23 protein-coding genes and 1 pseudogene are annotated in these 22,849 nt (G+C 70.7%); 10 read left to right on the top strand and 14 right to left on the bottom strand.

The genetic code is table 11. The annotated features are described in order from the left end of the window. Nucleotides 1-33: 33 nt before the first annotated feature. Complete coding sequence (amiA, locus tag ADY01_RS41240; protein ID WP_267888413.1) at nt 34-144, bottom strand: streptamidine family RiPP; 111 nt, start codon at nt 142-144, stop codon at nt 34-36. A 161-nt stretch (nt 145-305) separates the two neighbouring features. On the opposite strand from amiA, the gene ADY01_RS05200 reads away from it, so the two are divergent. Further along, a complete protein-coding gene (locus ADY01_RS05200) occupies nt 306-1,505 on the top strand; it encodes a hypothetical protein (protein ID WP_049566302.1) in 1,200 nt (399 codons plus the stop codon). 545 nt (nt 1,506-2,050) lie between these two features. Here ADY01_RS05200 and ADY01_RS05195 read toward each other — a convergent pair. After that, on the bottom strand, nt 2,051-2,473 hold the full coding sequence (locus ADY01_RS05195; protein WP_049566237.1) for an ATP-binding protein: 423 nt from the start codon (nt 2,471-2,473) through the stop codon (nt 2,051-2,053). A gap of 653 nt (nt 2,474-3,126) precedes the next feature. On the opposite strand from ADY01_RS05195, the gene ADY01_RS05190 reads away from it, so the two are divergent. Further along, nucleotides 3,127-3,465: a MerR family transcriptional regulator gene (locus tag ADY01_RS05190; protein ID WP_049566233.1), complete on the top strand. Its 339-nt coding sequence runs from the start codon at nt 3,127-3,129 to the stop codon at nt 3,463-3,465. 213 nt (nt 3,466-3,678) lie between these two features. On the opposite strand, the gene ADY01_RS05185 is transcribed toward ADY01_RS05190, so the two are convergent. Further along, nucleotides 3,679-4,377 (bottom strand): class I SAM-dependent methyltransferase, encoded by a 699-nt coding sequence (locus tag ADY01_RS05185; protein ID WP_234320071.1) that lies wholly within the window; start codon nt 4,375-4,377, stop codon nt 3,679-3,681. 297 nt (nt 4,378-4,674) lie between these two features. Here ADY01_RS05185 and ADY01_RS05180 point away from each other — a divergent pair, with 297 nt between their 5' ends. Continuing rightward, a complete protein-coding gene (locus ADY01_RS05180) occupies nt 4,675-5,172 on the top strand; it encodes an ArsR/SmtB family transcription factor (protein ID WP_049566231.1) in 498 nt (165 codons plus the stop codon). 579 nt (nt 5,173-5,751) lie between these two features. Here ADY01_RS05180 and ADY01_RS41480 read toward each other — a convergent pair. The 5 genes from ADY01_RS41480 to ADY01_RS05155 form a co-directional block, all read right to left on the bottom strand. Beyond that, nucleotides 5,752-6,105, bottom strand: a complete 354-nt coding sequence (locus tag ADY01_RS41480; protein ID WP_159000944.1) for a hypothetical protein — start codon at nt 6,103-6,105, stop codon at nt 5,752-5,754. A gap of 163 nt (nt 6,106-6,268) precedes the next feature. Continuing rightward, nucleotides 6,269-6,832: a DinB family protein gene (locus tag ADY01_RS05170; protein ID WP_049566224.1), complete on the bottom strand. Its 564-nt coding sequence runs from the start codon at nt 6,830-6,832 to the stop codon at nt 6,269-6,271. Between the two features lie 393 nt (nt 6,833-7,225). Continuing rightward, nucleotides 7,226-8,122: an aminoglycoside phosphotransferase family protein gene (locus ADY01_RS05165; protein ID WP_049566221.1), complete on the bottom strand. Its 897-nt coding sequence runs from the start codon at nt 8,120-8,122 to the stop codon at nt 7,226-7,228. Between the two features lie 346 nt (nt 8,123-8,468). Then, the gene (locus ADY01_RS05160; protein ID WP_049566217.1) at nt 8,469-8,894 is read right to left on the bottom strand and encodes an Imm32 family immunity protein; all 426 of its coding nucleotides are present in this window, start codon (nt 8,892-8,894) and stop codon (nt 8,469-8,471) included. Nucleotides 8,895-8,941: 47 nt separating this feature from the next. Then, entirely contained in the window at nt 8,942-9,817 is an 876-nt protein-coding gene (locus ADY01_RS05155; RefSeq protein WP_078900019.1) for a helix-turn-helix domain-containing protein, read from the bottom strand. A gap of 108 nt (nt 9,818-9,925) precedes the next feature. Between ADY01_RS05155 and ADY01_RS05150 the strand changes: the two genes are divergently transcribed. Continuing rightward, entirely contained in the window at nt 9,926-11,128 is a 1,203-nt protein-coding gene (locus tag ADY01_RS05150; RefSeq protein ID WP_049566208.1) for a Gfo/Idh/MocA family protein, read from the top strand. A gap of 219 nt (nt 11,129-11,347) precedes the next feature. Beyond that, nucleotides 11,348-11,947: pseudogene (locus tag ADY01_RS41475) on the top strand (VanZ family protein); the annotation flags it as partial. A 25-nt stretch (nt 11,948-11,972) separates the two neighbouring features. Here the strand turns inward: ADY01_RS41475 and ADY01_RS05140 are convergent. Further along, nucleotides 11,973-13,163: a sensor histidine kinase gene (locus tag ADY01_RS05140; RefSeq protein ID WP_420715586.1), complete on the bottom strand. Its 1,191-nt coding sequence runs from the start codon at nt 13,161-13,163 to the stop codon at nt 11,973-11,975. A gap of 317 nt (nt 13,164-13,480) precedes the next feature. After that, the gene (locus tag ADY01_RS05135) at nt 13,481-14,728 is read right to left on the bottom strand and encodes a serine hydrolase domain-containing protein (RefSeq protein WP_049566201.1); all 1,248 of its coding nucleotides are present in this window, start codon (nt 14,726-14,728) and stop codon (nt 13,481-13,483) included. 278 nt (nt 14,729-15,006) lie between these two features. On the opposite strand from ADY01_RS05135, the gene ADY01_RS05130 reads away from it, so the two are divergent. Genes ADY01_RS05130 through ADY01_RS05120 form a run of 3 tightly spaced genes read left to right on the top strand, consistent with a single transcriptional unit; the run spans nt 15,007 to nt 16,216 of the window. Then, nucleotides 15,007-15,342, top strand: a complete 336-nt coding sequence (locus tag ADY01_RS05130; RefSeq protein WP_063784125.1) for an ArsR/SmtB family transcription factor — start codon at nt 15,007-15,009, stop codon at nt 15,340-15,342. A gap of 5 nt (nt 15,343-15,347) precedes the next feature. Beyond that, nucleotides 15,348-15,791 carry an SRPBCC domain-containing protein gene (locus ADY01_RS05125; protein WP_049566194.1) on the top strand — a complete coding sequence of 148 codons (444 nt, stop codon included), beginning with the start codon at nt 15,348-15,350 and terminating at the stop codon, nt 15,789-15,791. Then, a complete protein-coding gene (locus ADY01_RS05120; RefSeq protein ID WP_049566191.1) occupies nt 15,788-16,216 on the top strand; it encodes a YybH family protein in 429 nt (142 codons plus the stop codon). Before ADY01_RS05125 ends, ADY01_RS05120 begins: the two co-directional genes overlap by 4 nt. A gap of 36 nt (nt 16,217-16,252) precedes the next feature. On the opposite strand, the gene ADY01_RS05115 is transcribed toward ADY01_RS05120, so the two are convergent. Next, complete coding sequence (locus ADY01_RS05115) at nt 16,253-17,509, bottom strand: MFS transporter (protein ID WP_049566187.1); 1,257 nt, start codon at nt 17,507-17,509, stop codon at nt 16,253-16,255. A 65-nt stretch (nt 17,510-17,574) separates the two neighbouring features. On the opposite strand from ADY01_RS05115, the gene ADY01_RS05110 reads away from it, so the two are divergent. Then, nucleotides 17,575-18,579 (top strand): ArsR/SmtB family transcription factor, encoded by a 1,005-nt coding sequence (locus tag ADY01_RS05110; protein WP_199826162.1) that lies wholly within the window; start codon nt 17,575-17,577, stop codon nt 18,577-18,579. Nucleotides 18,580-18,747: 168 nt separating this feature from the next. Here the strand turns inward: ADY01_RS05110 and ADY01_RS05105 are convergent, their stop codons facing one another. Continuing rightward, nucleotides 18,748-19,245, bottom strand: coding sequence for a carboxymuconolactone decarboxylase family protein (locus tag ADY01_RS05105; protein ID WP_049566183.1), 498 nt, complete (start codon nt 19,243-19,245; stop codon nt 18,748-18,750). Nucleotides 19,246-19,377: 132 nt separating this feature from the next. On the opposite strand from ADY01_RS05105, the gene ADY01_RS05100 reads away from it, so the two are divergent. Continuing rightward, complete coding sequence (locus tag ADY01_RS05100) at nt 19,378-20,373, top strand: pirin family protein (RefSeq protein ID WP_049566179.1); 996 nt, start codon at nt 19,378-19,380, stop codon at nt 20,371-20,373. A gap of 173 nt (nt 20,374-20,546) precedes the next feature. Here ADY01_RS05100 and ADY01_RS05095 read toward each other — a convergent pair whose 3' ends face one another. Further along, the gene (locus ADY01_RS05095) at nt 20,547-21,698 is read right to left on the bottom strand and encodes an XdhC family protein (protein WP_049566176.1); all 1,152 of its coding nucleotides are present in this window, start codon (nt 21,696-21,698) and stop codon (nt 20,547-20,549) included. A 76-nt stretch (nt 21,699-21,774) separates the two neighbouring features. Then, complete coding sequence (locus tag ADY01_RS05090) at nt 21,775-22,752, bottom strand: ABC transporter substrate-binding protein (protein WP_049566173.1); 978 nt, start codon at nt 22,750-22,752, stop codon at nt 21,775-21,777. Nucleotides 22,753-22,849 lie beyond the last annotated feature (97 nt).

Here is a 22,849-nt window from a genome sequence, read left to right as displayed (position 1 = left end):
GCGGGCCCACGGTCAGGGGGGCTTACCCCTTGGTCACTCGCCGTCCTCGAACGGGTTCTCCACGAGGGCGTTTGAGTGCGAGGCCGAGTCGTGGGCCAGCTGGCCCGGGTCGGCGATCGGCGCGAAGACCTTCTCGTTGTCCATCTCGTTGTCCATGAACTCTCCTTATCCGCATGGGAGGTACGGCGGTCGAACGAGCGCCGCACCGCAGAGCTTAAAGAATATGATTATCATTTACTACCCGCCTGGAGGTGATCCAGGTAACACACCGGCCAGCCCCGAGGAGCCCGTCGATGGAGGCACCCATGTCCGCCGATCCACTGCTGCTCGTCTCCGACCACGTAGGGGGACTCGTCCTTGTGCTGACCGTGCCGGACGGCACCGAGGCCGGCCGTCTCACCGGCCGCCACATCTCCGAGCACGCCGGGTTCCTCGCGCTGCCGGGCGGGCGGACGGCCTGCGTCGATGACCGCAGAGGCGAACTGCTGGTGCTCGCCCCGTTCGGCCACGAGCTCGTGGAAGCCGTGATCCCGGTCGCCGCGCCGGCCGAGCACCTCGCCGTGGACCCGTCCGGCCGCTGGGTGGCCGTCACGACCGGCCTCGGCAGGAACGACAGGCCGTGGTCGGATCTGCTGACGGTCGTCGACCTCGCCACGGGAGACACGGCCCGGGTGCGCACACGCGTGGGCGAGCCCGGAGTGACCGTACTGGGCGGGGGCGACCCCCTCGTCGTGCTGCGGCACAGGGAGCCCGGGGCCCTGGACGTCCACCGGTTCGCCGACCTGCTCGGCGCGCCGCCCGGTTGCCCGCCGGCAACGGCCCACGCGCGTCTCCCACTGCCGGACGACGGCCACGGCGACGCCCAGGCCCCGGATCGCGGCGAGGTGTTCGCGGCCGTCGGCGAAGGGGTGTACCGGGCACGCCGCGACGGCGACGCACTCGTCGCGGAGCCGACGATCCCGTGGGGTTCGCCCGCCCGGGGTTGGTATCTGCGGTTCGACCCGCGGCGGCGGACGCTGTGGTCGACGCTGCGGGGCGGGCACGCGGACCCTCTGCGGTGGCCGGAGTGGACGAATCAGGCGTGGTGTCACGACGTGGAGACGGATCGTACGACCCTGGCGGATCTCGGCTCGGGGCTCGTTTTCCGGCTGGCTCTCACCCAGGACCACGCCGCCTTCGCCCGTATCCACCCGGACGGCGACGAACTGGTTCTGCTGGACGCCGACGGCGGGACCGCCCACCGCGTCCCCCTCCCGGCCATGGACGGCGCGCCCCGCCGCGGCGGCACCCCCTGGGAGGGCGTCCAACGCCGTGCGGTGGCAGCGTCACCGGGCACGGACTGGGTTGCCGTCACCCGCGGCGGTCACGGCGAGATCCACCTCTTCGACGCCCGAACGGGAACCGAGGCAGCCCGCCTGAAGCTGGACACGCCCCTTCACCACGGCGGCCACGCGACGCTGCGCACGCAGACCGACCGGGCCGAAGGCGACCCCGTCGGCCGCTAGAAGCCAGCACTCCGGTCAGCAGTCGTTCCCCGGGCCGGTTGACCTCCTTGTTCCGGCCGACGTGAGGACGGACGAGGCCGCGCTCCAGGAGGGCGTGAACCGGTCGCCCCGTCAGGCTGCCGTGCTGACTGCCGCGGATGATCAGCATCCGTTCCTTCGGCGAGAGATGACGGTGTGCCACCTCCCGCAGGCACGTCGGGGTGTCCATCACGATGGGGCCTTCCACAGCTCGCTCCCCTCCTCCCGCCGACACCTCGGCAGGACCTGGAGCAGCAAGGATCCGCACCATCCGCTGTTTGGCCCGACAGCGATCCTGTGCCGGCAACCTCCCTGCGGCAGCCGCAGCGCCAGCTCCGGAAAGCGACCCGGCCGTCCGAGGTCACCCTTCCTGTTCCGAGGAGCGCCTGGAGCCGAACCGAGCGCGCTGGCGCTTCGACGTCTGCCTCCTGATCGAGGGCGCCTTCTCCGGCTGGTCTTTCACCGCCCGGTGTGACAGGTGGGGAGGGCCTGGAAGCGCTTGATGGGTCGGCGGCGGCGGCGGGAGGTCATCGGGGGAGCCGGGCGTGGATGGTCTTGCCCGGGCCGGGGCCGGGTGTGATGGTCAGGTGGCTGGTGAGGCGGCGGACCATGTGCCAGCCGAAGCCGCCGCCGCCGTCGTCGAGATCGGGTGTGCGTTCGCGTGGCCGCGCGGGGCTGGGGTCACTGACCATGGCGGTCATCGTGTTCGGCGCGGCGGACAGTGCGAGTGCGTACCGGCCGCCGCCGTGCCGCAGGGCGTTGGTGACGAGTTCGGAGACCACCAGGACCAGAGTGTCCGCGGTGTCGGGGTCCGGCGCCGGGGCGAGGCTGTCGGTGAATGCGCGGGTGGCCTCGCGGGCCCGGGGAACGCTCTGCGGGCTGTCGCCCCGCGCCACCGTCGTGGCAGGTGCCGGGGTGCTGGTGCTCTCGGTGATCTTCGTGTTGTTCATGCGCGTACACCCCACCTGTTATCGGTTGTGCCGCTTCGCAGTGCCAGGCAGTGTGCCCGCCCCTGAGGGCCCTCACACGCCGGGCTGCGCACTCCGGTGCAACTTTCCGGACAGCGAGGACGACAGAAGCCCGGCCTCCACCCTCACAGGGAATCTGTCATAGCCGGGGTAGACATTCGCGCTGGGCTGGATTAGTGTCTTCCTCGTAGCCAAGAGATCGGAAAGGCGCGGCAGACACGAACTGCCCGCACGCAGGACCAGCAGGTGGTGGCACGGCGGTGGAGTGGCGGGGCTGGAAGGATTTCGGGGTCCCCTCGCTGACCGCCGGGCCGGGCGGCTCGCCAGGGGCCGCCAGCAGGACGGCAGAACCAGCAGTGACAGACAAAGTCGACCGGATGGAGCAGGAGGAGACAGACGCCATCAGGATCGCCCGGGTGAGGACATGGGCCGCCCGGGTACCGCAGGCCCCGGATTGGAAGGTGGTCCCACGGTCTCGTATCCGCGATCCCCGCACCCCGCCCATCCCCCCCGGGCGGCGTGCGGAAATGTAGGGCCGACGCAGTAGATAGTCGGCGATGGTGTTGATCTCCCCTTCGGGGCCCTGGTGCCGTGCGGCGCCAGGGCCCCTCGACGCATGCGACAACGAGGTGGTTATGACCGCAGACAACCCGCGCAACCGCTTGGACGACGACGACTACCCCGCCTACACCATGGGCCGGGCCGCCGAAATACTCGGCACGACCCCCGCCTTCCTCCGCGCCATCGGGGAAGCCCGCCTGATCACCCCCCTGCGCTCCGAAGGCGGCCACCGCCGCTACTCCCGCTACCAGCTGCGCATCGCCGCCCGCGCCCGCGAACTCGTCGACCAGGGCACCTCCGTCGAAGCCGCCTGCCGCATCGTCATCCTCGAAGACCAGCTCGAAGAGGCCCGGCGCATCAACGAAGAACTCCGTCGGCACGCCACCGAACCCCGCCCGAAGGTCGACGCCTGACCCACGGCCCGCCGACCATCCGGTCTGGCCCGACAGCGACCGTCCCGGCAGCGCACCGCGTACGGGAAGCCGTCCAGGCGCCGGGAAAGGTCGCAGAATCGACTCCGCCGCGAACCCGGCCTCCGCGCGGACGCTCACCCTCGCCCGCGACGCCGTTCGAGGCGTGCGTGAGGCCGGCTCCTGGGCCGACGGCCCGCACCTACGGGCGGGAGGTTATGCCTTCGTGAGGACGAAGAACAGGAAGCAAAGGAACTTGCCCGACTCCTTCTGCTCGAAGACCTCGGGGAACCGTTCGCGGGTGCCGGGTCCCGGGGCCGGTTCGCTGATGACGTCGATCCGGAAGCCGGCCGCGGTGAACGCGTCGGTGATCGCGTGCAGCGGCCGGTCCCAGAAGGTCATCAGGTGCTTGGTGCCGCCGAGTTCCCACCACTGGGAGGTGGAGCGGGTCGCGAAGTAGTCGGTTCCGGGCGGTGCCGTCATATGCTGGACGAAGGGGTGGTGGACGGACCCGATGAGGCGGCCGCCGGGCTTCAGCACGCGCCGCAGTTCGGCCAGGGCCGTCGTCCAGTCCTCCAGATAGTGCAGGACCAGGGAAGCGACGACGTCGTCGAACCCGGCGTCGGCGAAGGGCAGCGGGCCGCCCAGTTCCGCGCGTTCCAGCACCACACCGTCGCCGAGCCGCCGCCGCGCCAGCGCCAGCATCCCGGCGCTGGAGTCGAAGCCGGCGACGAGGGCGCCCCGCTCGCGCAGGGCCTCGGCCACGGGGCCGGCGCCGCAGCCGGCGTCGAGGATCCGGCGGCCCGCCACGTCGCCGGCCAGGTCCACGATCGCGGGGCGCGCATAGTAGGCGTTGAGGAGGCTGGTCTCGTTCTCGGCCGCGTACGCCTCGGCGAAGCGGTCGTAGTCGTTCACCCTCTCCCCGGGCCCCGGGGGAGCCTCGACGGGACTGACCCAGGACACGCTCCGCCTGTTCGGCGGGGCATCCGCCTGTTCGGCGGGGCTCTCGGGAGCGGCGGTCCCGCCGGTCGTTCCGGGACGGTTCGGCATGATTGACCTCGTTCGTTCGGGCCACGGCGGGCGTGGCGGGAGATCCGCGGATCCCCGGGGTGTGAAGGGCACAGCGGCACCCTGAACGAGTGATTGAGTTTTGTCAATCACTTGCGGTCCGGCCCTTCACCGGGCCGTCCGCTTTTCAGTAGGCTGCCGGTCATGACCGAACGCCGGCCGGCGACCGACGCGGAGGCGAAGGCACTCGCCTCCGCCCTCCGCCTGCGCATCCTGCGCATCTGCGTGCGGCAGCCGCACACGAACAAGGAGATCGCGGCGATCCTCGGCCGCGACCCGGCCAGCGTGCTGCACCACACCAGAACGCTGGTCCGCACCGGGTTCCTGGAGGCGCAGGAGGAACGGCGCGGCGCGCGTGGCGCACGAGAGGTCCCGTATCTGGCGACGCGCAAGAGCTGGCACCTCGAAACGCCCGCGCTGGACCGGTCGATGCTCGACGCGTTCCTGGAGGAACTCGCCCTCGTCCCCGCGACCGAGGCCGAGGGCATCAGGATGGCGCTGCGCCTGCCACCGCCGCAGATGGAGGAGTTCCGCACCCGGCTCAAGGATCTGCTGGAAGAGTTCGCCGCCCGCCCGGACGACCCAGCCGCGCCCGCATGGTCGCTCTTCATGGTGGTGCACTCCGACCCGAACCGGCCCTGACGACGGCGTCCGGCAGCTACCCCCGCCCAGGCCCAGCGCAACGAGCCGACCATCAGATGGCCACAAGATCCGCCGGGCAAGCATCCAAGGCCCGTCGCCGCCGCCCCAGCGGTTCTCATGAATGACCATCCGTGAGAGTTCTGCGACAGCCCCGGACGCGGCCACGTTTCCCCAGGTCACCGCTCGCAGAGGTCCCCTCAGAACCCGGGCATTGTGAGAGCCTATGCCGACGAGCTGCCTGTCCTTGGTTCGTCTTCGCCTTGCTGTGGGGCGGCTTGGTTCGACCGCTTCCGGAAAGCTGACCGCTTTGCGACCCTGGCGCCGACCCGTTCAACGATGCGGTCCATGACGCGCTGGGGATCCTTCCACTTCATGGCCGGCCGATCATGGTCCATCCCGCGTTCAGAGACGGAGGCTGAACTCTTTGAGCTGCCAACGGAGTCCGGCGTCGCCTGTTTCTGTGAAGACGGCAAACGGATCAATGACGCCCGGGGTTCGCCTGCTCGGTCGCTTCGGACGCTCACTTGGGCGGGATGTGGTTGCCGGCTCAGGATCGTCCCTTGCTTTCCCGAGAGGCCCTCAGGGGTGCGGGGTGATCGCGGGTTCGGGGCGGTGGACGCCGCGCGGTCGGTAGCCGAGGGATTCCGCGATGCCGAGCAGGTCGGCGATGTACCAGAGGGTGGCCAGCCACATCTCGGTTCCCTGCAGGCCGGGTCGGTGCTCGGGGCCGGACGGGCCGCTCGGGGGTGGGAAGCGGAAGGGGAACCCCTGGCCGTCGGCCCATTGATCGGCGATGGTGTCGATCTGGGCGAAGGCCCACTCCTCGATGTCCGCCCGCCGGTGCCGCGTCTGGGCGTGGACACCGGGGTGCGGGGCAGGCTGGAGCCGCTGCGCGGGAAGCTGACGAAGCCGGCCGACCGCGGCTGGCCGCACAAACGGCTCGACGGGAAGCTCACCGTCCGCCCGTGACCGGCCCGCACGGACGGCAGGGCGTAACCAGGCTGCCCGCGGGGCTGTTGGAATGGTGTGACGAAAACCAATGAGTGTCACGGAGTCCACGGAGGTTTCCGAAGCTCGATCGCCGGTTACCGGAGAGTCATATGCGGCGCGGTACCGCTCCGTCCTGCCAGCGGTAGAGGTCGCGCAGCAGGGAGATCTCGGCGCCGTGATGGATCAGCTCCTTGTTGACGTGCAGGACGATGCCCTCCATGGGAGACCGCTCGGGACCCGCCGTGGGCGGATTCTCCAGGTCAGCGTCCGAGAGCTCGCGGACCCCCGCGTTCCATCTCCCATACATCTCATCGAGCTGTTTCAGCGCCTCGTCAGCGGTCCCCGCGTAGGCGAATGTCCGGGAGTCGACGTCCTGGCCGCCGAAGTGCCATCCGACCCGATAGCCCAGGCAGGAGACGATGATGTGCGCCAGCCGCCAGGCAATCGTGGTCACCGGCGCCGGCACCGGGTCAGGGGACGCGAAGTCCATCGTCCATTCCCCCGAACCTGCCGACATCGGTGCGGCCGACGTGCCACGTGGGCGGATGCTCCAGCAGCCGCGCACCGGCTCCCAGAAGTACTCCTCATCGGCAAGACCGTGCAGCCGCGGCCGCAGGTTCTTGTGCCAGTGCCGGTCCAGCTGGTCCGCGATTCGCTCGCTTCTTGTCATTTCCGCACACTACATACGTACGACGGAGACCTGGCAGCGGCCCTCGCGGACGCCGTCGCCGGCCGTGGGCCGCGAGAGCGCACCGCACCGGGAGATGACGGGTTCGATGACCCGGACTCCCGAGCGAGCGCCACGCCAGAGCCTCCGACCTGCATGTTCGAAGATGGCGAAGACTCCGAGAGGATCGAGGTGAACGGGGCCATCATCGCCCGCCGTCGGTCCACCCGCCCCAGCGAGGAGTACCGGACCCCGACCGAAGAAGGATAGGACGCCTTCCTCACCCGCTTCGGGAAACGGAAGGCCAGGAGAAACTCGGCCAGCTCGATCGCCCATGAAGGTGGGCTGCCGCATGGCCCTCGACCCGGATCGATAACACGTTCAAAGAAGCCTGTATCAAACGCCCTTCAGGACACGAGCAAGTGCCGCCCGGCCCGCGGGTCCCCAGTTCGGCTTGCCGCCGGGAAGGCCCCGATCTCCGTTCTGCCCCATGAGCATCAGGAAGAGGCTCTTCATCGCGGCCAGCCCGCGGGCGCGCCGGATCGCCGCCTCGTCCGCATGCGCGTACATGTCGAAGAACCGTGAGGCCGTGCCCGCGGGGAGCAGCACCCATGCGGCGGCGAGGTCCCACGCCGGATCGCCGGCGAACATGTCACCGAAGTCGACGATGCCCGAGAGCGTTCCGTCCGAGACGACGACGTTCGCGGGATGGAGGTCGCCGTGCACCCACACCGGCGGGCCCTCCCACGCGTGGGCCGCGACGGCGTCGTCCCAGACGGCCCGGACGTCGGCAGCGATGTCGTCGGGGGCAACGGCCCGGAAGAAGTCCTCGAAGCCGTCCGTGCAGTCCCTGGGATGGGCACCGCGGTCCGCAGCGATCGGTGCCTCGGCGGGCGCCTCCACATGGAGCGCCTGGAGGAAGCCCGCCAGCGTGTCGGCCGCGTGGGCGCCGCGGCTGATCGAGGCGTGGTCCAGCGGCTCGCCGGGAACCCACGTCATCACGGTCCAGTGCTTGGGGAAGCGCTCGGACGGTTCGCCGAACCGCACCGGGGTCGGCACCGGGAGCGGCAGGCGCGGGGCCAGCACGGGTAGCCACCACCGCTCCTTGAGCTGGAGTTCAGGGGTGGGGTCCATGCGCTGCATGCGCACGGCCAACTCGTCCCCGAGGCGCCACATCTGGTTGCCCCAACCGCCCACCACCTCGCGGATGGCCAGCCCCGCAAGGTCCGGATGTTGCTCCTGCAGCAGGTCGCGGACCAGGTCCGCGGTGATCTCGATCTCGGTGTCGGTCATGCGACGTCACAGTACCGAGGCGGCAGGGCGGAGCGGACGGAACGGCCCCGAGGTTCGGGGAAGCCCGCGTCCGGTGTTCAATGCCGCGGACCGAGCCAACCCAACGCGCTCGGCCGGCCGAGATCCGCGACAACCTCGTCGCCCGGACCGCCGAGGCCGAGTGGGCGGATCAGTACCGTCGCACGTGTCGGTGAGCGATGTCATCCTGGCCACGGTGCGGCAGTACGCGGAGCGAGCCACCGGCTGTGCCCGTCCCCGATCAGCGAAGTTCGTGGCGTACCCGTGGTCACCCTTGAGCAGGGTGGTGCGGTGGCGGCGCGGAGCACGATGGCCGTCGGTGCACCGGTCACCCCGCTCGCTGATCGCGACGGCGGCGGTCCCACCGATCACGGGTCGGCATGCCTCCGTGGGGGCTGTTGACCACGATGGGGACGGATCCTTCGACGAGGTAGGGGTGCTCGGGGAAGTAGTCGATGTGGAGGTGACCGCCGTCCTCGGCGGTGGCCATGGCCCGCAGGTTGTCCGCGAGGATCGCCCTCGCGCCGGGATCGCCGCTGATCACCAGGACCTGCCGGGAGGCGTCCAGTTCGATCCGAACCCCGGGGCCGGACGTCTTCCTGGCCTCGATTCCCGCCAAGGCGTCGCCGTCCAGTGGTGACGTGGAGCCGATGAACCCGTCGCCCTCGGCCACCGCGTTCGCCAGGTCGGCCAGTTCCTCCGCTGAAGCGGTGAGGTTCACTTCGCCGAACCCGGGATCGGAAACCAGTCGCACGGGCGGCGCTCCTTCACGGTCGGACCTCCATGGTGCCATCGGAGGTCTCAGGCAACGCCGGTGTGCCGGTGATCTCGTCGGTACTTGGCTGGTGGCGTACCGCATCTGGAGCTGAAGGCGGTGTAGAACCTGCTGACGGAACTGAACCCCGAGGCCGACGCGATGTCGCCGATGGGAAGGGCGGTCGTGATGAGCAGGCGGCGCGCCTCGGCAAGGCGACAACGGGTCAGGTAGTCGACGATCGTGGTGCCCATGACCTTGCGGAACTGGGTCATCGCGTAGTTGGGATGGAGTCGCGCCGTATCGGCGACGTCCGCGACCGTGAGCGGCTCATGGAAGCGCTGGGCAATACGGCGGACCATGGCGATGACATGGTGGACGACGGGATCGCCCACGTTGAAGCTGACCCCGGGATCGCGCGGCGCCGCCAGGGCGACGCGACGCACCCGCGCCTCCAGTTCCAGCAGCGCGATGCGGCGGAGCTCCGCGTTGCCGCTCGCGAGGTCAGTGGCCCACTGCGCGAAGGCCGCCGCGTCGGAGGCCATCGCCGCCGACGGCGGAGCGACCAGCGGGACACCCGACAGCAGACGGCCGAGCACGTTGGCCGGCAACCCCCACCCCAGGAAGGTCGTGAACGGCACCTGGATCCAGTGGGCCTGGGTCACCGAGTTGGCGACGAGCTGGTGCGGAACGGCCGCCCAGAAGGCCGCCACCGACCCCGGACCGACCTCGACCGGGATGCCGCCGAACAGATAGAGCATCGAGCCGCCCTCGGTGACGAGGTTGACCTCGAGGTCGTCGTGCTGATGGGGGATGTCCATCAACGTCGGACGGCCACCCCACCCCAAGAACCCGGATGACTCCATCCCCACCACCTGAGAATCCACGAACTTCTCGCTCCTATCGGTGAAGACTGCGCTCATCGTACGACTCTACGGTGGACACCGCCCTGGTCCAGCCAGGGATTGGCGCGGCATCGCCGCCCCAGCCGATGCGTGGCCGATCAGTGAACTCATGACAGGAGCGACCCGTTGTTCTCTCTCGGTATCGTCGGCGCCGGACAGTTCGCCGGTGGATTCGCGAAGCTGTTCGACGCCCATCCCGGGGTCTCCCGTGTCACCGTCACCGACCTGCTCGCCGATCGCGCGACGAAGCTCGCGAGCGAATTGGGTCGGGCCGCGGTGGTAGCCGACGTCGAGGCGATGCTCGCCTCCGACGTGGACGCCGTCGGCATCTTCACCCAGCGGTGGACTCACGGTCCGCTCGTCGTGAAGGCACTGCGCGCCGGCAAGCACGTGTACTCCGCCGTGCCGATGGCGTACACGGCCGAGGAGATCGGGGCGATCATCGACGCCGTCCGGGAGACCGGACTCACCTACATGATGGGCGAGACCAGCTACTACAACCCCGTCACCGTTCTCGCCCGCCAGAAGGCCGCCGCGGGTGATTTCGGCCGCCTCTTCTACGCCGAGGGCGACTATGTCCACGACATGGACCACGGCTTCTACGCCGCCTACCAGTACAGCGGCGGCGCCGACTGGAAGCGCACCGCGAGCTTCCCACCCCTGAAGTACCCGACCCACGCGATCGGTGGCGTGCTCGGCGCCTGGGGAACGCACGCGATCAGCGTGAGCGCCATCGGCATCCCCGACCAGCGACAGGACGGGGTCTTCGACACGTCCGTGAGCATGTTCGGCAACGACTTCTCCAACGCCTCAGCCCTCTTCGGGACCGCCGATGGCGGCAGCTTGCGCACCAACGAGTTCCGTCGCGTCGGGCTCGCCGAAGGGGTGCCGGAATCCCGCTTCACGTACTACGGCACCGAAGGGATCCTGGAGCAGAGCGCCCTGGCGACCGTGTGGCACGAGCGCTCCGGCGGCCTGCACGACCTGTCGGACCTCGTCCGTCCCGGCGAGGCAACCGGATACGACGAAGCGGTCCTGAGCGGCGTCGACCCCAAGCTGCGCGACTCCTTCGTCTCCGGACACGCGCCGGTACACGACATCTCACGCCTGCCCAGGGAGTTCATCGGCCTCGGCAACGGACACATGGGCAGCCACCACCTCCTCGTCGACGACTTCGTGACCGCCGTCAACAAGCGGGAACTGCCCAGCGTGAACGCCTGGGTGGCGGCGAGGTACACGCTCCCGGGCATCGTCGCGCACGAGTCCGCGCTGCGCGACGGCGAGCGGCTCCGCATCGACGACTTCGGGGACGCGTCGACCGCCGGGTGACTCGACGAGGAGAAGGGCGTGACACCACCGGCACCGGGCTCCTGGTGCGGCACGTGATCGTGGTCGTGAACTCGTCCACCAGGGGCTTCACCACGCGCAGCGGCCGGGGCGCTCACCAGCCGACTCCCCTCGCCCGCGGGTGGGAAAGGGCTCCGTGTATCGCGGACCTATGGAATAACGCATACGCCCGCGGTACGGCCTCCCGTCTTCAATGCGGGCATGGACCACACCGCACCGCCGTCGGCCCCGGCTCGTCGTCAACGCAGGGCCATGCTCGTCGGTTTGGCGATCCTCGGTCTGACGATCCTCGGTGCGGCGAGCGCCGCGTTCGGCCCGGCCGACACGGTGCTGACGATGCTGTTCATGCCGATGCGCAGGTCGGGGTGGCATGTCTGGGTCGGCACGTTCAACGGCGTGGTGCTCTTGACGGTGGCCGCACTGCCGTTGGCCGCGCTGGTGGCGTGGATCCTGGCGCGCCGTCGGAGTGCCACCGGCGTCAGGTCGGCGTGGCGGATGTCGCTGGCCGAGGTCGGCATCGTCCACGGGACGGTGCCGTGGGTCTGGATCACGATGATGCCGGGCGCCAGGGCCGGCGACGTCCGCGGCGGGGTGAGCCTGGTACCGCTGCGGGACCTGCGCACGCTCCTCGAGGCCGGGGCGACGTTGCAGATCGTCGGCAACCTGCTGGTGTTCGCGGCGCTGGGGTTCCTCGTCCCGCTGCGGTTCGCGGCGCTGGCGTCGGTACCGCGGATCCTGGCGCTCGCGGCGGGTTGCTCGGTCCTGGTCGAGACCGCGCAGTACGTCCTGCGGCTGGACCGGGTGTCCTCCGTGGACGACGTCCTGCTCAACGCCGCCGGCGCGGGCCTGGCCGCCCTGGCGTCGCGCCGGTGGTGGCGCGCCACGGCCGCGGTGCCGGCGGACCGCCCTCGACCGGCTCCGGTCCCGGCTTCGTCACCTGCCGGTGCGCGGGAGAATCCGGGAACTCCACGGTGATGCGCATCCCGCCGGCGGAGCGCGGCGCGAGGGTGAGCGTTCCGCCGTGTGCCCGGGTGATGGTCTTGACGATGGTCAGGCCGAGGCCGACGCCCGCTTGGTCGGTGTGGACGCGCCCGGTGCCGCGCCGGAACGGTTCGGTGAGGGTCGAGACCAGCTGTGGGGTGAGCTTCTCGCCGGTGTTGTCGACCGTGAGCACCACGGACGTGGCGCGGACGCCGGTACGCACCCACACGGCGCCCTGTTCGGGCAGGTTGTGGACGATCGCGTTGTGCACGAGGTTCGTGGTCAGCTGTAGCAGGAGCGCGGGTGAGCCGATGGCCGGGGTGACGCCGCCGGAGGTTTCGATGGCGACACCCCGCTTCTCGGCCAGGGGGAGGAGCGTTTCGGCGGCTTCTTCCGCCAGGAGGGACAGGTCGACGTGTTCTCGGGTGAAGGACCGCTGGTCGGCGCGGCTGAGCAGGAGTAACGCTTCGGTGAGGTCGATCGCCCGGGTGTTGACGGCGCGGAGGCGGTCGATGACGTCGTCGGCGTCGCGTGCGGGATCGGCGCGGGCCACGTCGAGCAGTGTCTTCGAGACCGCGAGCGGGGTGCGCAACTCGTGCGAGGCGTTGGCCGCGAATCTGCGCTGTTCGGCGACGTGCGCTTCGAGCCGTTCGAGCATGCCGTCGAAGGCGTCGGCGAGTTCACGGAACTCGTCCTTGCGGCCCGGCAGCCGGATCCGGTGGGACAGTGATCCGTTCGCGGCGGTGCGTGTGGCGTCCGTGATCCGGGCCAGCGGGGCGAGCATCCGGCCGGAGAGGATCCACCCTCCCACGAGACCGAACACCAGCAGGAATGCCAGTACCGCGGCCGCCCTCGGAGCGAAGACACGCAGGAGGTTGTACCGGATGGGAAAAACACCACCGGTGGGGGCGGGAACGATGAGCGCACGCTCGGGGACATAACGCAGGAGGAACACCCACACCGCCCCGAGGAGCAGGAAGCCGGCGAGCATGAGGAATCCGGCGTAGCTGAGGGTGAGCTTGAAGCGAACGCTCAACCCGGGCGCTCTGTTCACGGTCTCCCCCTCATGCCCGGCCGCCGGACAGCGATGCTACGAGCCGGCGCATATCGTCGGCCTATCGAAAACCGCACACCCGCCGGCAACACCACGCTGGCCTGACGGAGGCCATGCCTCGAACCGCGCCATCCGCACGGACAGCGCCCCGCCGGATTCACCGGCTCCTTGCCGGGCTCCGCGCGGTGAGCGCCCTGGCGGGCTCGGCGAGGCCGACGGCGCCACCCAGCTCCCCGGCGCGATCAGCCGGCGGACGGCCCGGACGATGTGCCCGCGCTGCCGCCGCGCGGGCCCGCGGGTCAGTCCCGGCCGGTGATGGCCTGCACCTCCCGCTGGGTGATCTCCTGAATCGGCACGTCGTCGTAGTTGCTGAGGACGACGCCGACCCAGTCGGTGTCCGGGTAGATGTTCCAGTTGGCGACGCTGCCGGCGCTGGATCCGCCGCGCCCGATCACCCACTGGCCGTTGATGATCTTGACCGGCATCGTGTACGCCATGAACGAGGTGGGGCCGTTGCCGGGGAGCTTGGCCCCGGTCAGCAACTGGGCGTAGGGCCGGTCCAGCACCGTGCCGTCGCGCAGCGCGTGCGCGAAGCGGACCAGGTCCGGCGCGGTGGCGAAGCCGTCGCCCGAGGCGTGACCGATGAAGGCGCGGCCCGGATTCCTGCCCGCGATCGCCGGGTTCGCGCTGCCCTTGTCCAGGTTGCGGACGGCGTCCACCCGGCTGCCGTCGGCCTGCCGCATGTACGAGTGCGCGATGTGCTCGTCCTGAAGCCACTGCGGCCTGGTGTAGAACGCCGAGCCGGTCATGCCTGAGCGTCCGAAGACGTGCTCGTGCACGTAGTCCCAGTACGTCATGCCGGTCACGGCCTCCACGATCTGCGCGGCGATGGCGAGGCCGGTGCCGGCGCCGGGGGTGTGGTTCTGGGAGCCGGATCCGGGGACGGCCACCAGTTCCGCCTGCCGGGTCCACTGCTCGTAGACGTCGTGCACCTCCTCCCTGCTGTGGAAGACGCGTTGCCGGTCCAGATCCGCGTTGCCCACCCCGGATGTGCCGGTGAGCAGGTGGTGGACGGTCACCTGCTCGGCGATGTCTCCGGCGAAGCCCGTCAGGTGGGCGCCCACCGTGTCCGACAGCTTCACGCTGCCCGCCTGCACCAACTGCAGGACCGCAACGGAGAGGAACGGCTGGATCCCGGAGGAGAGGTTGACCGCGACGCCCTCGTGATGGGCGATCCCCCTCTCCTTGTCGGCCATGCCGTAGCTGCGGGAGAGCACGGTCCGCCCCTGGTGCGACAGCAGCACCACACCGGAGAACCTGTCCTCCGCGGCCAGCTCCGCCACATACCGGTCGTATGCCCCGCCGGGCAGGGTGTCCGGCGGAACCTGGTCACTCCCGGACGACTCGGGCTCCACGGGTGCGTCCGGATCGGTCGACGCCGAGGCGGCGTGGCCGGTCCCGGCACCCACCAGCGGCGCGCCGGCCGCCACCCCGCCCCACGCGAGCAGCCGCCGCCGGTCGATACCACGCGCGAAGTCCGAGTTCATGATTGCGATCCCTTCCCGATCGACAAACCGCTGCGGTCCATGCCGCCAACTGAACAGGCAGGAGCGTTGCGGTGGCGTATGCGATTTCCGATACGCCCGCGACACAGCCGACGTGATACACGGAGCCTCTTCCCACCTCGGCGCGATGGCTTTGCCCAGGCCGGTGATGCGGATGGCGCCGCACCGCAGCTCCCCCGCGGCGGGACCAGGTGCCGCCGTCCGCAAGAAACTTAAGTCGCTACTTGACTTTGCGGCCCCGATGGATGAAAGTTAAGCGCATGCTTACGTATGAGGCGGAAGCGGTGAACCGGGTGTTCCACGCGCTTGCGGACGCGAACCGGCGGGCGGTGATCGAGCGCCTGACCCGCGGCCCGGCCACCGTGAGCGAGCTGGCGGCCCAGCTCGGAGTGACCGTCGCCGCGACGGTCCAGCACCTACGCGTGCTACAGGACAGCGAGCTGGTGCGGTCGGAGAAGGTCGGGCGGGTCCGCACCTGCCAGATCGATCCGGCCGGCCTCCGCAACGCCGAGGCGTGGCTGCGGCGCCGGCGCACGGCCTGGGAGCACCGCCTGGACCGCCTCGGCGCGGTCATCGACGAGCAGACGAAGGAGTGAGGATCATGACCGACCACTCGGTGAAACACAGCACGTTCACGCTGGAGCGGACCTACGCCGCTTCGCCCGCCGCGGTCTTCGCGGCCTGGTCCGACAGCGACACGAAGGCGAAGTGGTTCGCGGCCGGGGACGGCCGCTACTCGCTGGACTTCCGGGTCGGCGGCACCGAGGCCGTGCACGGCGGCGACGGGGTCGACCTCGTCGCACGGAGCACGTACCACGACATCGTCCCCGAGGAACGCATCGTCTACACCACAGCCCTGTTCACCGACGAGGTCCTGTCGACCGTGTCGCTGACGACCGTGCGGTTCGCCCGCGACGGCGACGGGACCCGCCTGGTGCTCACCGAACAGGGCACCTTTCTGGACGACCGGGAACAGCCCGAGTGGCGCGAGCAGGGCACCGGCGACTGGCTGGACGCCCTCGGCCATCAGGTGGCCCGGCGATGACGGCGGACAGCGACCGGCAGATCCGCGACCTGCTGGAGACTCGCACCCGGGCGTTCGGCCGCCGGGACGCCGCCACCGCGGCCGCCGACTACGACGACGACCTCGTGCTGTACGACGCGGTCGGCCCGTTCGTCCGCCGCGGCGAGGACCCGGCCGGCCGGTTGGAGAGGTGGATCGCGTCGTACCGCACCGGGATCGGGCACGAGATCCGCGACCTGGAAATCTCCGCCGGAGCCGATCTCGCGTTCTGCCACTTCCTGGTCCGAATCGGTGGCACGATGCGGGACGGCACCGAGGTCGGCATGTGGGTGCGCGCGACGAGCTGCCTTCGCCGGAAGGACGGCGCCTGGACGATCGTTCACGAGCACGCGTCGGTGCCCTTCGACGCCGACACCGGCCACGCCGTGCTGCGCGGTGAGCTCTGATGACCCCCCAGCACCGTCCGGCCGGCGACCGCCGTGTCAGTTCCGTGCCGTGGTTTCGCCGCCCGGCGCGGACCCGAATCCCGCGCGCACCGCACGCAGTGCGCGGACGAGCAGGGGCAGTGCCGCCAGCAGTGCGATGCCGCGCACGACACCCGCCACGAGGTACGGCGCGCGCAGCCCGAGCTCGTGCGCGATCAGGCCGCCAACCAGCGCGCCGAGCGGCATCAGGCCCCAGCCGAGCATTTTGTAGACACTGCTGACCCGGCCGAGCAGTTCCCCGGGCACGAGTTGCTGCCGCAGGCTCACGGTCACGATGGTCCAGAGCGTGGTGGCGAAGCCGTTGACGGCCAGGGCCACGCCGAGTGTGGGCGCGTTCGGGCTGAGGCCGATTCCGAGGAAAGCGACGACATTCACGGCGAGTGCGCCGAGGAGGGCGGGAAGTGCGCCGATGCGGGTGATGAGGCGTGCGCTGATCACACCGCCGAGGATGCTGCCGACCGCGGCTGCGGCGAGCAGCACGCCGTAGCCCCTGGCATCGAGGTGCAGTGTCTCGGTCGCCAGCAGGATGAGTACCGCGTTGCCGAGTTGGCCGCAGAAGGTGTTGACGCCGAGCAGGACGGCCAGGGTGCGCAGCAGCCGGTGGCGGGCCAGCCAGCGAAGACCTTCGGCGATCGCGGCCCGCATGGGCGGATGTTCGGCTCGCATGCGTCGTTGCCTGGGCAAGGTCGCCAGCAGTGCGGCGGACAGCACGAACGAGGCGGCGTCCATCCCCAGCGGGAGCGCAACGGCGATCGAGAAGAGCAGGCCGCCGATCGGAGGACCCGCGAAGTCCCGGCCGATCGAGGTGACCGCTTGCTGGTAGCCGTTGGCCTGGTGCAGCAGCGGCTTGCCGACGATGTCGGGCAGGATCGCCTGTCCGGCGTTGCCGAAGAGGACGCCGCACGCGCCCAGGCCGAAGGCCAGCACGGCGAGCACCGGGATGTCGATCTCGCCGAACATCGCCAGAAACGCCAGGACGCCGACGATAAGGCCCTGGGCCGCCTGCGAGCACCACATCAGGCGGACGCGGTCGTGACGGTCCACCAGCGATCCGCAGGGGAGAGACAGCAACAGCCAGGGCAGGTACATCGAGGTGGCGACGAGAGAGATGAGCCGGGGGTCGTCCGTGATCGTGACGGCCAGCAGGGGCAACGCTGCCGCGAACGCGCCGTCGCCCACACTGCTGATGGCCGTTGCCCACCACAGTTTCCAGTAGGCCCCGGACAGGCGTGGTGTGGCAGGGGTCTGGGTCATGGCGGCAGCCTTCGCCCCGTGAACCGGTGCGGCCAGCATGTAGCCCTCTGCTGCATACTCACGCCATGGCCCTGACGATCGAGCTCGGCGTAGCGGAGCTGGCGGCCACGCGCTTCGCGATCTCGCCGCTGTCGGAGACCGTGGCATGCCTGCAGCAGCTGGCCGGCCGCGATCGGCAGGCGATCAACCTGCGGTGGTTGCGATGGGCACGGAAGGAGCTGGCCCGGAAACCGCTCGACCTCTCCTGGACCCGGCCACTCCTTGTCAGCCGCCGGGTCAACTGGCCGGAGTTCCTGGTCCCCGCCCCACGCAACGGTGTGGCGTCCATCGACGACGATCTGGCCGCGTTGCGGCGCACGACCCCCCGTCAGCTGAGGGCCAGCCTCCATCGCGTGTTCGGCGACGACCTCGGGGAAGCCGCCGCACTCGCCGCGCGGCCGGCGGCGGGACTGCGTGCGATCGCTGCCGAATTGCGCGAGGCCCATGACCGGCTCATCGCACCCCACTGGTCACGGATCCGGGGAGTACTGGATGCCGACATCGGCCACCGCGCCAGGCAGCTGGCCGCAGGCGGTGCCGCGAAGTTGTTCACCGACCTGCACCCGGACCTGCGATGGCACGAAGGTGTACTGATGCTGGGGGGCCCACGCTGGCGGGCCGATCGCGTGGTGGACCGCGGCCCGGGTGGTCTCGTCCTCATCCCCGTCGTCCTCGGCTCGTGCCAGGTGCTGATCAAGAAGAGCACCTCCACACAGACCACCGTGCGCTATCCCGCTCGCGGTGCCGCCGCGGTGTGGACGGCGCGGGCACAGCCACCCGCGGCCGGCGTCATACGTCTGCTCGGCCGCGTACGAGCCGAGCTCCTGGAGACACTGCGCTCCCCCGCGACGACAACGGACCTGGCACACGCGCTCGGTGTCACACCCAGCGCGGTGTCCCAGCACCTTCGCATCCTTCGCGACAGCGGCCTCGTCGCACGGGAACGCTCCGGTCGCGCCGTCCTGTACCTGACCACCGCGCTGGGAGAAGCCCTGCTCCGGCCTGAATCCGGTGCATGGCCCCACACATAGCTCGTCCGGGCGCCGGCGACTTCGTGCCTGCGCCGGAGCAGTTCCTCGGCGGCACGGCCGGCCTGTCGCCGGCCACCGTGACCCGGCGGGGCGGCGGGGGCGAGGTGGCGCCTGGGCACATCGACGACTGGCTCACGTGGCGCGTCACGGAGGACAACGCCGGGCGGGTCACCTCGGCGGCCTCGCGGAGCTCGCGCGCACGGGATGCCTGCTCATGATCGAGACCCTGTTGAATGCGTTGATGGTGACCGCCACCCATATCGCCGCGGAGATCTCATCGTCGGTGAGCACCTGGCGGGCGGTCGCGTAGGCGGCCTCCTGGACGGCGTCGTCCGCGGGACGGGTGGTGGCCTCCGCCAGGGCGAGGGTGGCACGCTCGCGCGGCGTGAACAGGTCCGTGTGCCGCCAGGCGGCCAGCACGCCGAGGCGTTGGGTGGTCTCGCCGGCGCGCAGCGCGGCCCTGGTGTGCACGTCGAGACAGGAGGGACAGCCGTTGATCTGCGAGACGCGGAGGTTGATCAGTTCCACGAGCGTGCGCTCCAGGCCCGCGCCGGTGGCGGCAGCACGGACCGCTTCCGAGGTCTGGAGCAGCGCGCGATAGGGCTCGGGGCTCTGCTTGTCGATGAAGATCCGCCGAGCCTCGGGATCGGGGGTCGTGTCGCTCAATCCGGGCTCCTTCGTCGGGCCGCGGGCGGCCGCACTCGTTCCACCGTGTCGTGGTGGGTCAGGGTGTACCTTCGACCCGCAAGGATAGTTGATGCATAAACTAGATGTCGATCGAGTGGAAGGCGGTCAGCGGTGAGCAACGTCGAGACGGAGCCGGCCGTGCTGAGCTGCGGAGCACGGGCCGACGGCGAACGGGGAACGGCGCCGCGGGTGGAGGTCCTGGCCCCGCGTGAGGTGCCGCTGGGCGGCCCGCGGTCGATGACGGTGCGGCGCACGCTGCCGCAGCGGGCCCGGACGCTGATCGGGGCCTGGTGCTTCGCCGATCACTACGGCCCGGACGATGTCGCCGCCACGAGCGGGATGGATGTCCCCCCGCACCCGCATACCGGCCTGCAAACGGTGAGCTGGCTGTTCAGCGGGGAGGTCGAGCATCGAGACAGCCTGGGCAGCCACGCCCTCGTCCGGCCCGGAGAGCTGAACCTCATGACGGGCGGGCACGGCATCGCCCACTCCGAGGTCTCCACGGCGCGCACCACCGTGCTGCACGGTGTCCAGCTGTGGGTGGCACTGCCCGAGGCACACCGCGGCGCCGCCCGGGACTTCCAGCACCACATCCCGGACCCCCTACGGCTGGACGGGGCCGAGGCCAGGGTCTTCCTGGGCTCCCTCGCCGGGGTCACATCGCCGGTGCGGACCTTCACCCCCCTGCTCGGCGCCGAGATCGTCCTCCAGCCACACGCCACGGCCACCCTCGCCGTGGATGCCGGCTTCGAGCACGGCCTCCTCGTCGACCACGGCCATGTCCGCATGGCCGACACACCGTTGCGCCCGGCGGAGCTGGGCTACCTCGACACCGGGAACGACGCCCTCACGCTGACCAACGCCTCCGACGAACCAGCCCGGATGCTCCTGCTCGGCGGACCACCTTTCGAGGAGGAGATCGTCATGTGGTGGAACTTCATCGGCCGCAGCCACGAGGACATCCTCCAGGCCCGCACCGCCTGGCAGGAGGGCACCGACCGCTTCGGCACCGTCGGGGGCTACGACGGAGACCGGCTGCCCGCCCCCGCCCTGCCCAACGCCACCATCAGACCGCGAGCGAACCCACCTCGATCCGCGCCGCGGTGACCGAGGCGGTGCCGGTCTCCCGAGCAGATCGCAGCGTGGGTGCGACACCAGTTCCCCGGTGACGCCTCCACGCACATCTCGCACGAAGCGATCGACCTCTCGGTCCACGACCCGCGTCGGCGCCACCGGCCTTCTGAACAACGGTGATCCGATCCCGGGGGCCTCGATCCGCCTCAGTGCGGTGGTGCGGCGGCCGGGGCCACCGGGTCGTGGTGGATGGGGCTCTCGCAGCCGGTCAGCGGAACGCCGGAGCCGCCGTGTCTGAGGGCGACGATCTCGGCGACGATGGAGAGCGCCGTCTCCTCCGGAGTCCGCGCGCCCAGGTCGAGGCCGATCGGCGAACGCAGCCTGGCCAGTTCGGCTTCGGTGACGCCCGCGGCGCGCAGACCCTCGACACGGGTCCGATGGGTGCGGACCGAGCCCATGGCGCCGACGTAGGCGACCGGGAGGCGCAGCGCGCGCCGCAGCAGTGGGATGTCGAACTTGGCGTCGTGGGTCAGCACGCAGACGGCCGTACGGGCGTCGAGCCGCTGGGAGTCGAGGTAGCGGTCCGGCCACTGGGTGACCACCTCGTCGGCGTCGGGGAAGCGGGCCGCCGTGGCGAAGACCGGCCGCGCGTCGCAGACCGTGACCCGGTAGCCGAGGAACCGGCCCGCGCGGGCGAGAGCGGCGGCGAAGTCCACCGCGCCGAAGACGAGCATCCTGGGCGGCGGCAGGCTGGTCTCGATGAACAGGGTGACGGGTTCGCCGCACCTCAGCCCCTCGGCGCCGAGGCCGACGGTGCCGGTGTGTCCGTTGTGCAGGAAGGCCGCCGCCTGCCGGGCGGCCGTGCGGTCCAGCTCGGCGGTGGAGCCGAGCGTGCCCTCGTGGGTGCCGTCGATCCGCACGTGCAGCACCCGCCCGAGCAGGCCGGCCGGGCCGGCGACGATCCGGGCCAGCGCCGCCGGACGGCCGGACGCGGCCGTGTCCAGGGCCGCCTCGACGGTGGCGCGTTCCGGCGGCGCCCCCGGCTTGGCCCGGACCGGGGTGACCAGCACGTCGATCTCCCCGCCGCAGGTGAGGCCGACGGCGAAGGGGTCGTCGTCCTGATGGCCGAAGCGCTCCACCAGGGTGGCGCCGGTGGTCAGCGACCGCACGCACAGCTCGTACACCGCGGCCTCGACGCAGCCGCCGGAGACGCTGCCGACCACCGTGCCGTCGGCGTCGACGGCGAGCGCGGCGCCCGGTTGCCTGGGGGCGCTGCCGCGCACCGCGGTGACGGTGGCGACGGCGAAGTCACGCCCGTCCCGGCACCACTGGCGCAGCGGTGCGGCTATGTCCAGCACGTTCCCTCCTTCGCGCCCGCGGTCCGTCTCCGCAAGGCCCTCGCCGCCGCGCCGGGGTGGGGGGAAGACCCGCGGCTCACGGCGCCCCCGCGACCAGTTCGTCCAGGTCGACCTCGCCGGTGAACCCGGCGTACTCGCGCATGGCCGCCAGCCAGATCTCGTGGTCCTGGGGCCGGGGCTCCGCGGCGTAGACCGGGAGTTGGAGCGAGGCGATCACGTCGCTCGGCAGGCCGGTGTACTCGGCGAGGGTGCCGCGCGCTTCCCGCTCGTTCGCCGGATCCTCGATCCACGTCGCCGCCTGGTCGAGGGCGGAGCGGAAGCCCTCCAGCGCCCGCGGGTTGTCCGCGGCCCAGTCGCCGCTGGTCGCCCAGAGGATCAGCCCGATCTCCGAGGCCATTTCGAGGTGGGGATAGGCCAGCAGGGTGGCGTCGTCCTCGGCGAGTATCTGGTCGATGAACGGGGTCACCGTCTCGACGGCGTCGATGCGACCGGCCATCAGCTGGTCCTTGCCGGCCGGGGGGTCGACCTGGACGACGTCGACGCTGTCCAGCGGGACGCCGGCCCGGTCGAGCCAGTACTGGGTGGCGAGGTGCAGGGTGCCGGTCTGGTTGAGCACCCCGATGGTCCTGCCTGCCAGGTCCTCGGCGCTCCGGGTGCCGGTGCCCGCCGAGCCGATCACGGCTGCCGTGGGGTTGTCGGGTACCTCGACGGAGGTGCCGGCCGCCTCCACCAGGTCGAGGCCCTGCGCTGATCCGCTGAGCAGCAGGGTCGGTGTGGACAGGACGATGTCGAAGGAGTTGCCAAGAGTCGGCGGGAGCGTTTCGACGTTCTCGACCTGGGTGAACTCGACCTGGATGTCGTGCTCGGCGAAGAACCCCTGCTCGTCGGCGACTCGGGCCGACAGGACGCCGGCGTTGGAATTGTGGGCGAGCCGGATCGTGGTCGCACCGTTCGCGCCGTTCGCGCTGTCGTCCCCGCCGCCTGCGCCGCACGCGCTGAGCGTGGCGGCCAGGAGGCCGAGGACCGCGACCGCGGCTGTGTCCCTCTTTCGCATCACGGGCTCCTTCGCCGGATGAGGCGGGGCACCGGCGGGGGGCGTGTCTTTTTTACATCTGTAGCTGCGCGGGGACAGGGGAGGGTGGATCACTGGT

Origin of the sequence: Streptomyces sp. SBT349, from assembly GCF_001083795.1 — a bacterium.
Lineage (GTDB): Bacteria > Actinomycetota > Actinomycetes > Streptomycetales > Streptomycetaceae > Streptomyces.
The sequence above is the reverse complement of the archived record's forward strand: the minus strand, read 5'-3'. Positions and strand labels throughout refer to the sequence as shown.

Excerpts from the sequence above, each read along its gene's own strand:
- ADY01_RS05155 (WP_078900019.1), bottom strand. The coding sequence starts at position 9,817 with ATGAGCGCAGTCTTCACCGATAGGAGCGAGAAGTTCGTGGATTCTCAG.
- ADY01_RS05110 (WP_199826162.1), top strand. The coding sequence starts at position 17,575 with ATGGCCCTGACGATCGAGCTCGGCGTAGCGGAGCTGGCGGCCACGCGC.
- ADY01_RS05170 (WP_049566224.1), bottom strand. The coding sequence starts at position 6,832 with ATGACAAGAAGCGAGCGAATCGCGGACCAGCTGGACCGGCACTGGCAC.
- ADY01_RS05190 (WP_049566233.1), top strand. The coding sequence starts at position 3,127 with ATGACCGCAGACAACCCGCGCAACCGCTTGGACGACGACGACTACCCC.
- ADY01_RS05130 (WP_063784125.1), top strand. The coding sequence starts at position 15,007 with ATGCTTACGTATGAGGCGGAAGCGGTGAACCGGGTGTTCCACGCGCTT.
- ADY01_RS05165 (WP_049566221.1), bottom strand. The coding sequence starts at position 8,122 with ATGACCGACACCGAGATCGAGATCACCGCGGACCTGGTCCGCGACCTG.
- ADY01_RS05180 (WP_049566231.1), top strand. The coding sequence starts at position 4,675 with ATGACCGAACGCCGGCCGGCGACCGACGCGGAGGCGAAGGCACTCGCC.
- ADY01_RS05200 (WP_049566302.1), top strand. The coding sequence starts at position 306 with ATGTCCGCCGATCCACTGCTGCTCGTCTCCGACCACGTAGGGGGACTC.
- ADY01_RS05195 (WP_049566237.1), bottom strand. The coding sequence starts at position 2,473 with ATGAACAACACGAAGATCACCGAGAGCACCAGCACCCCGGCACCTGCC.
- ADY01_RS05120 (WP_049566191.1), top strand. The coding sequence starts at position 15,788 with ATGACGGCGGACAGCGACCGGCAGATCCGCGACCTGCTGGAGACTCGC.
- ADY01_RS05135 (WP_049566201.1), bottom strand. The coding sequence starts at position 14,728 with ATGAACTCGGACTTCGCGCGTGGTATCGACCGGCGGCGGCTGCTCGCG.
- amiA (WP_267888413.1), bottom strand. The coding sequence starts at position 144 with ATGGACAACGAGAAGGTCTTCGCGCCGATCGCCGACCCGGGCCAGCTG.
- ADY01_RS05115 (WP_049566187.1), bottom strand. The coding sequence starts at position 17,509 with ATGACCCAGACCCCTGCCACACCACGCCTGTCCGGGGCCTACTGGAAA.
- ADY01_RS05090 (WP_049566173.1), bottom strand. The coding sequence starts at position 22,752 with ATGCGAAAGAGGGACACAGCCGCGGTCGCGGTCCTCGGCCTCCTGGCC.
- ADY01_RS05125 (WP_049566194.1), top strand. The coding sequence starts at position 15,348 with ATGACCGACCACTCGGTGAAACACAGCACGTTCACGCTGGAGCGGACC.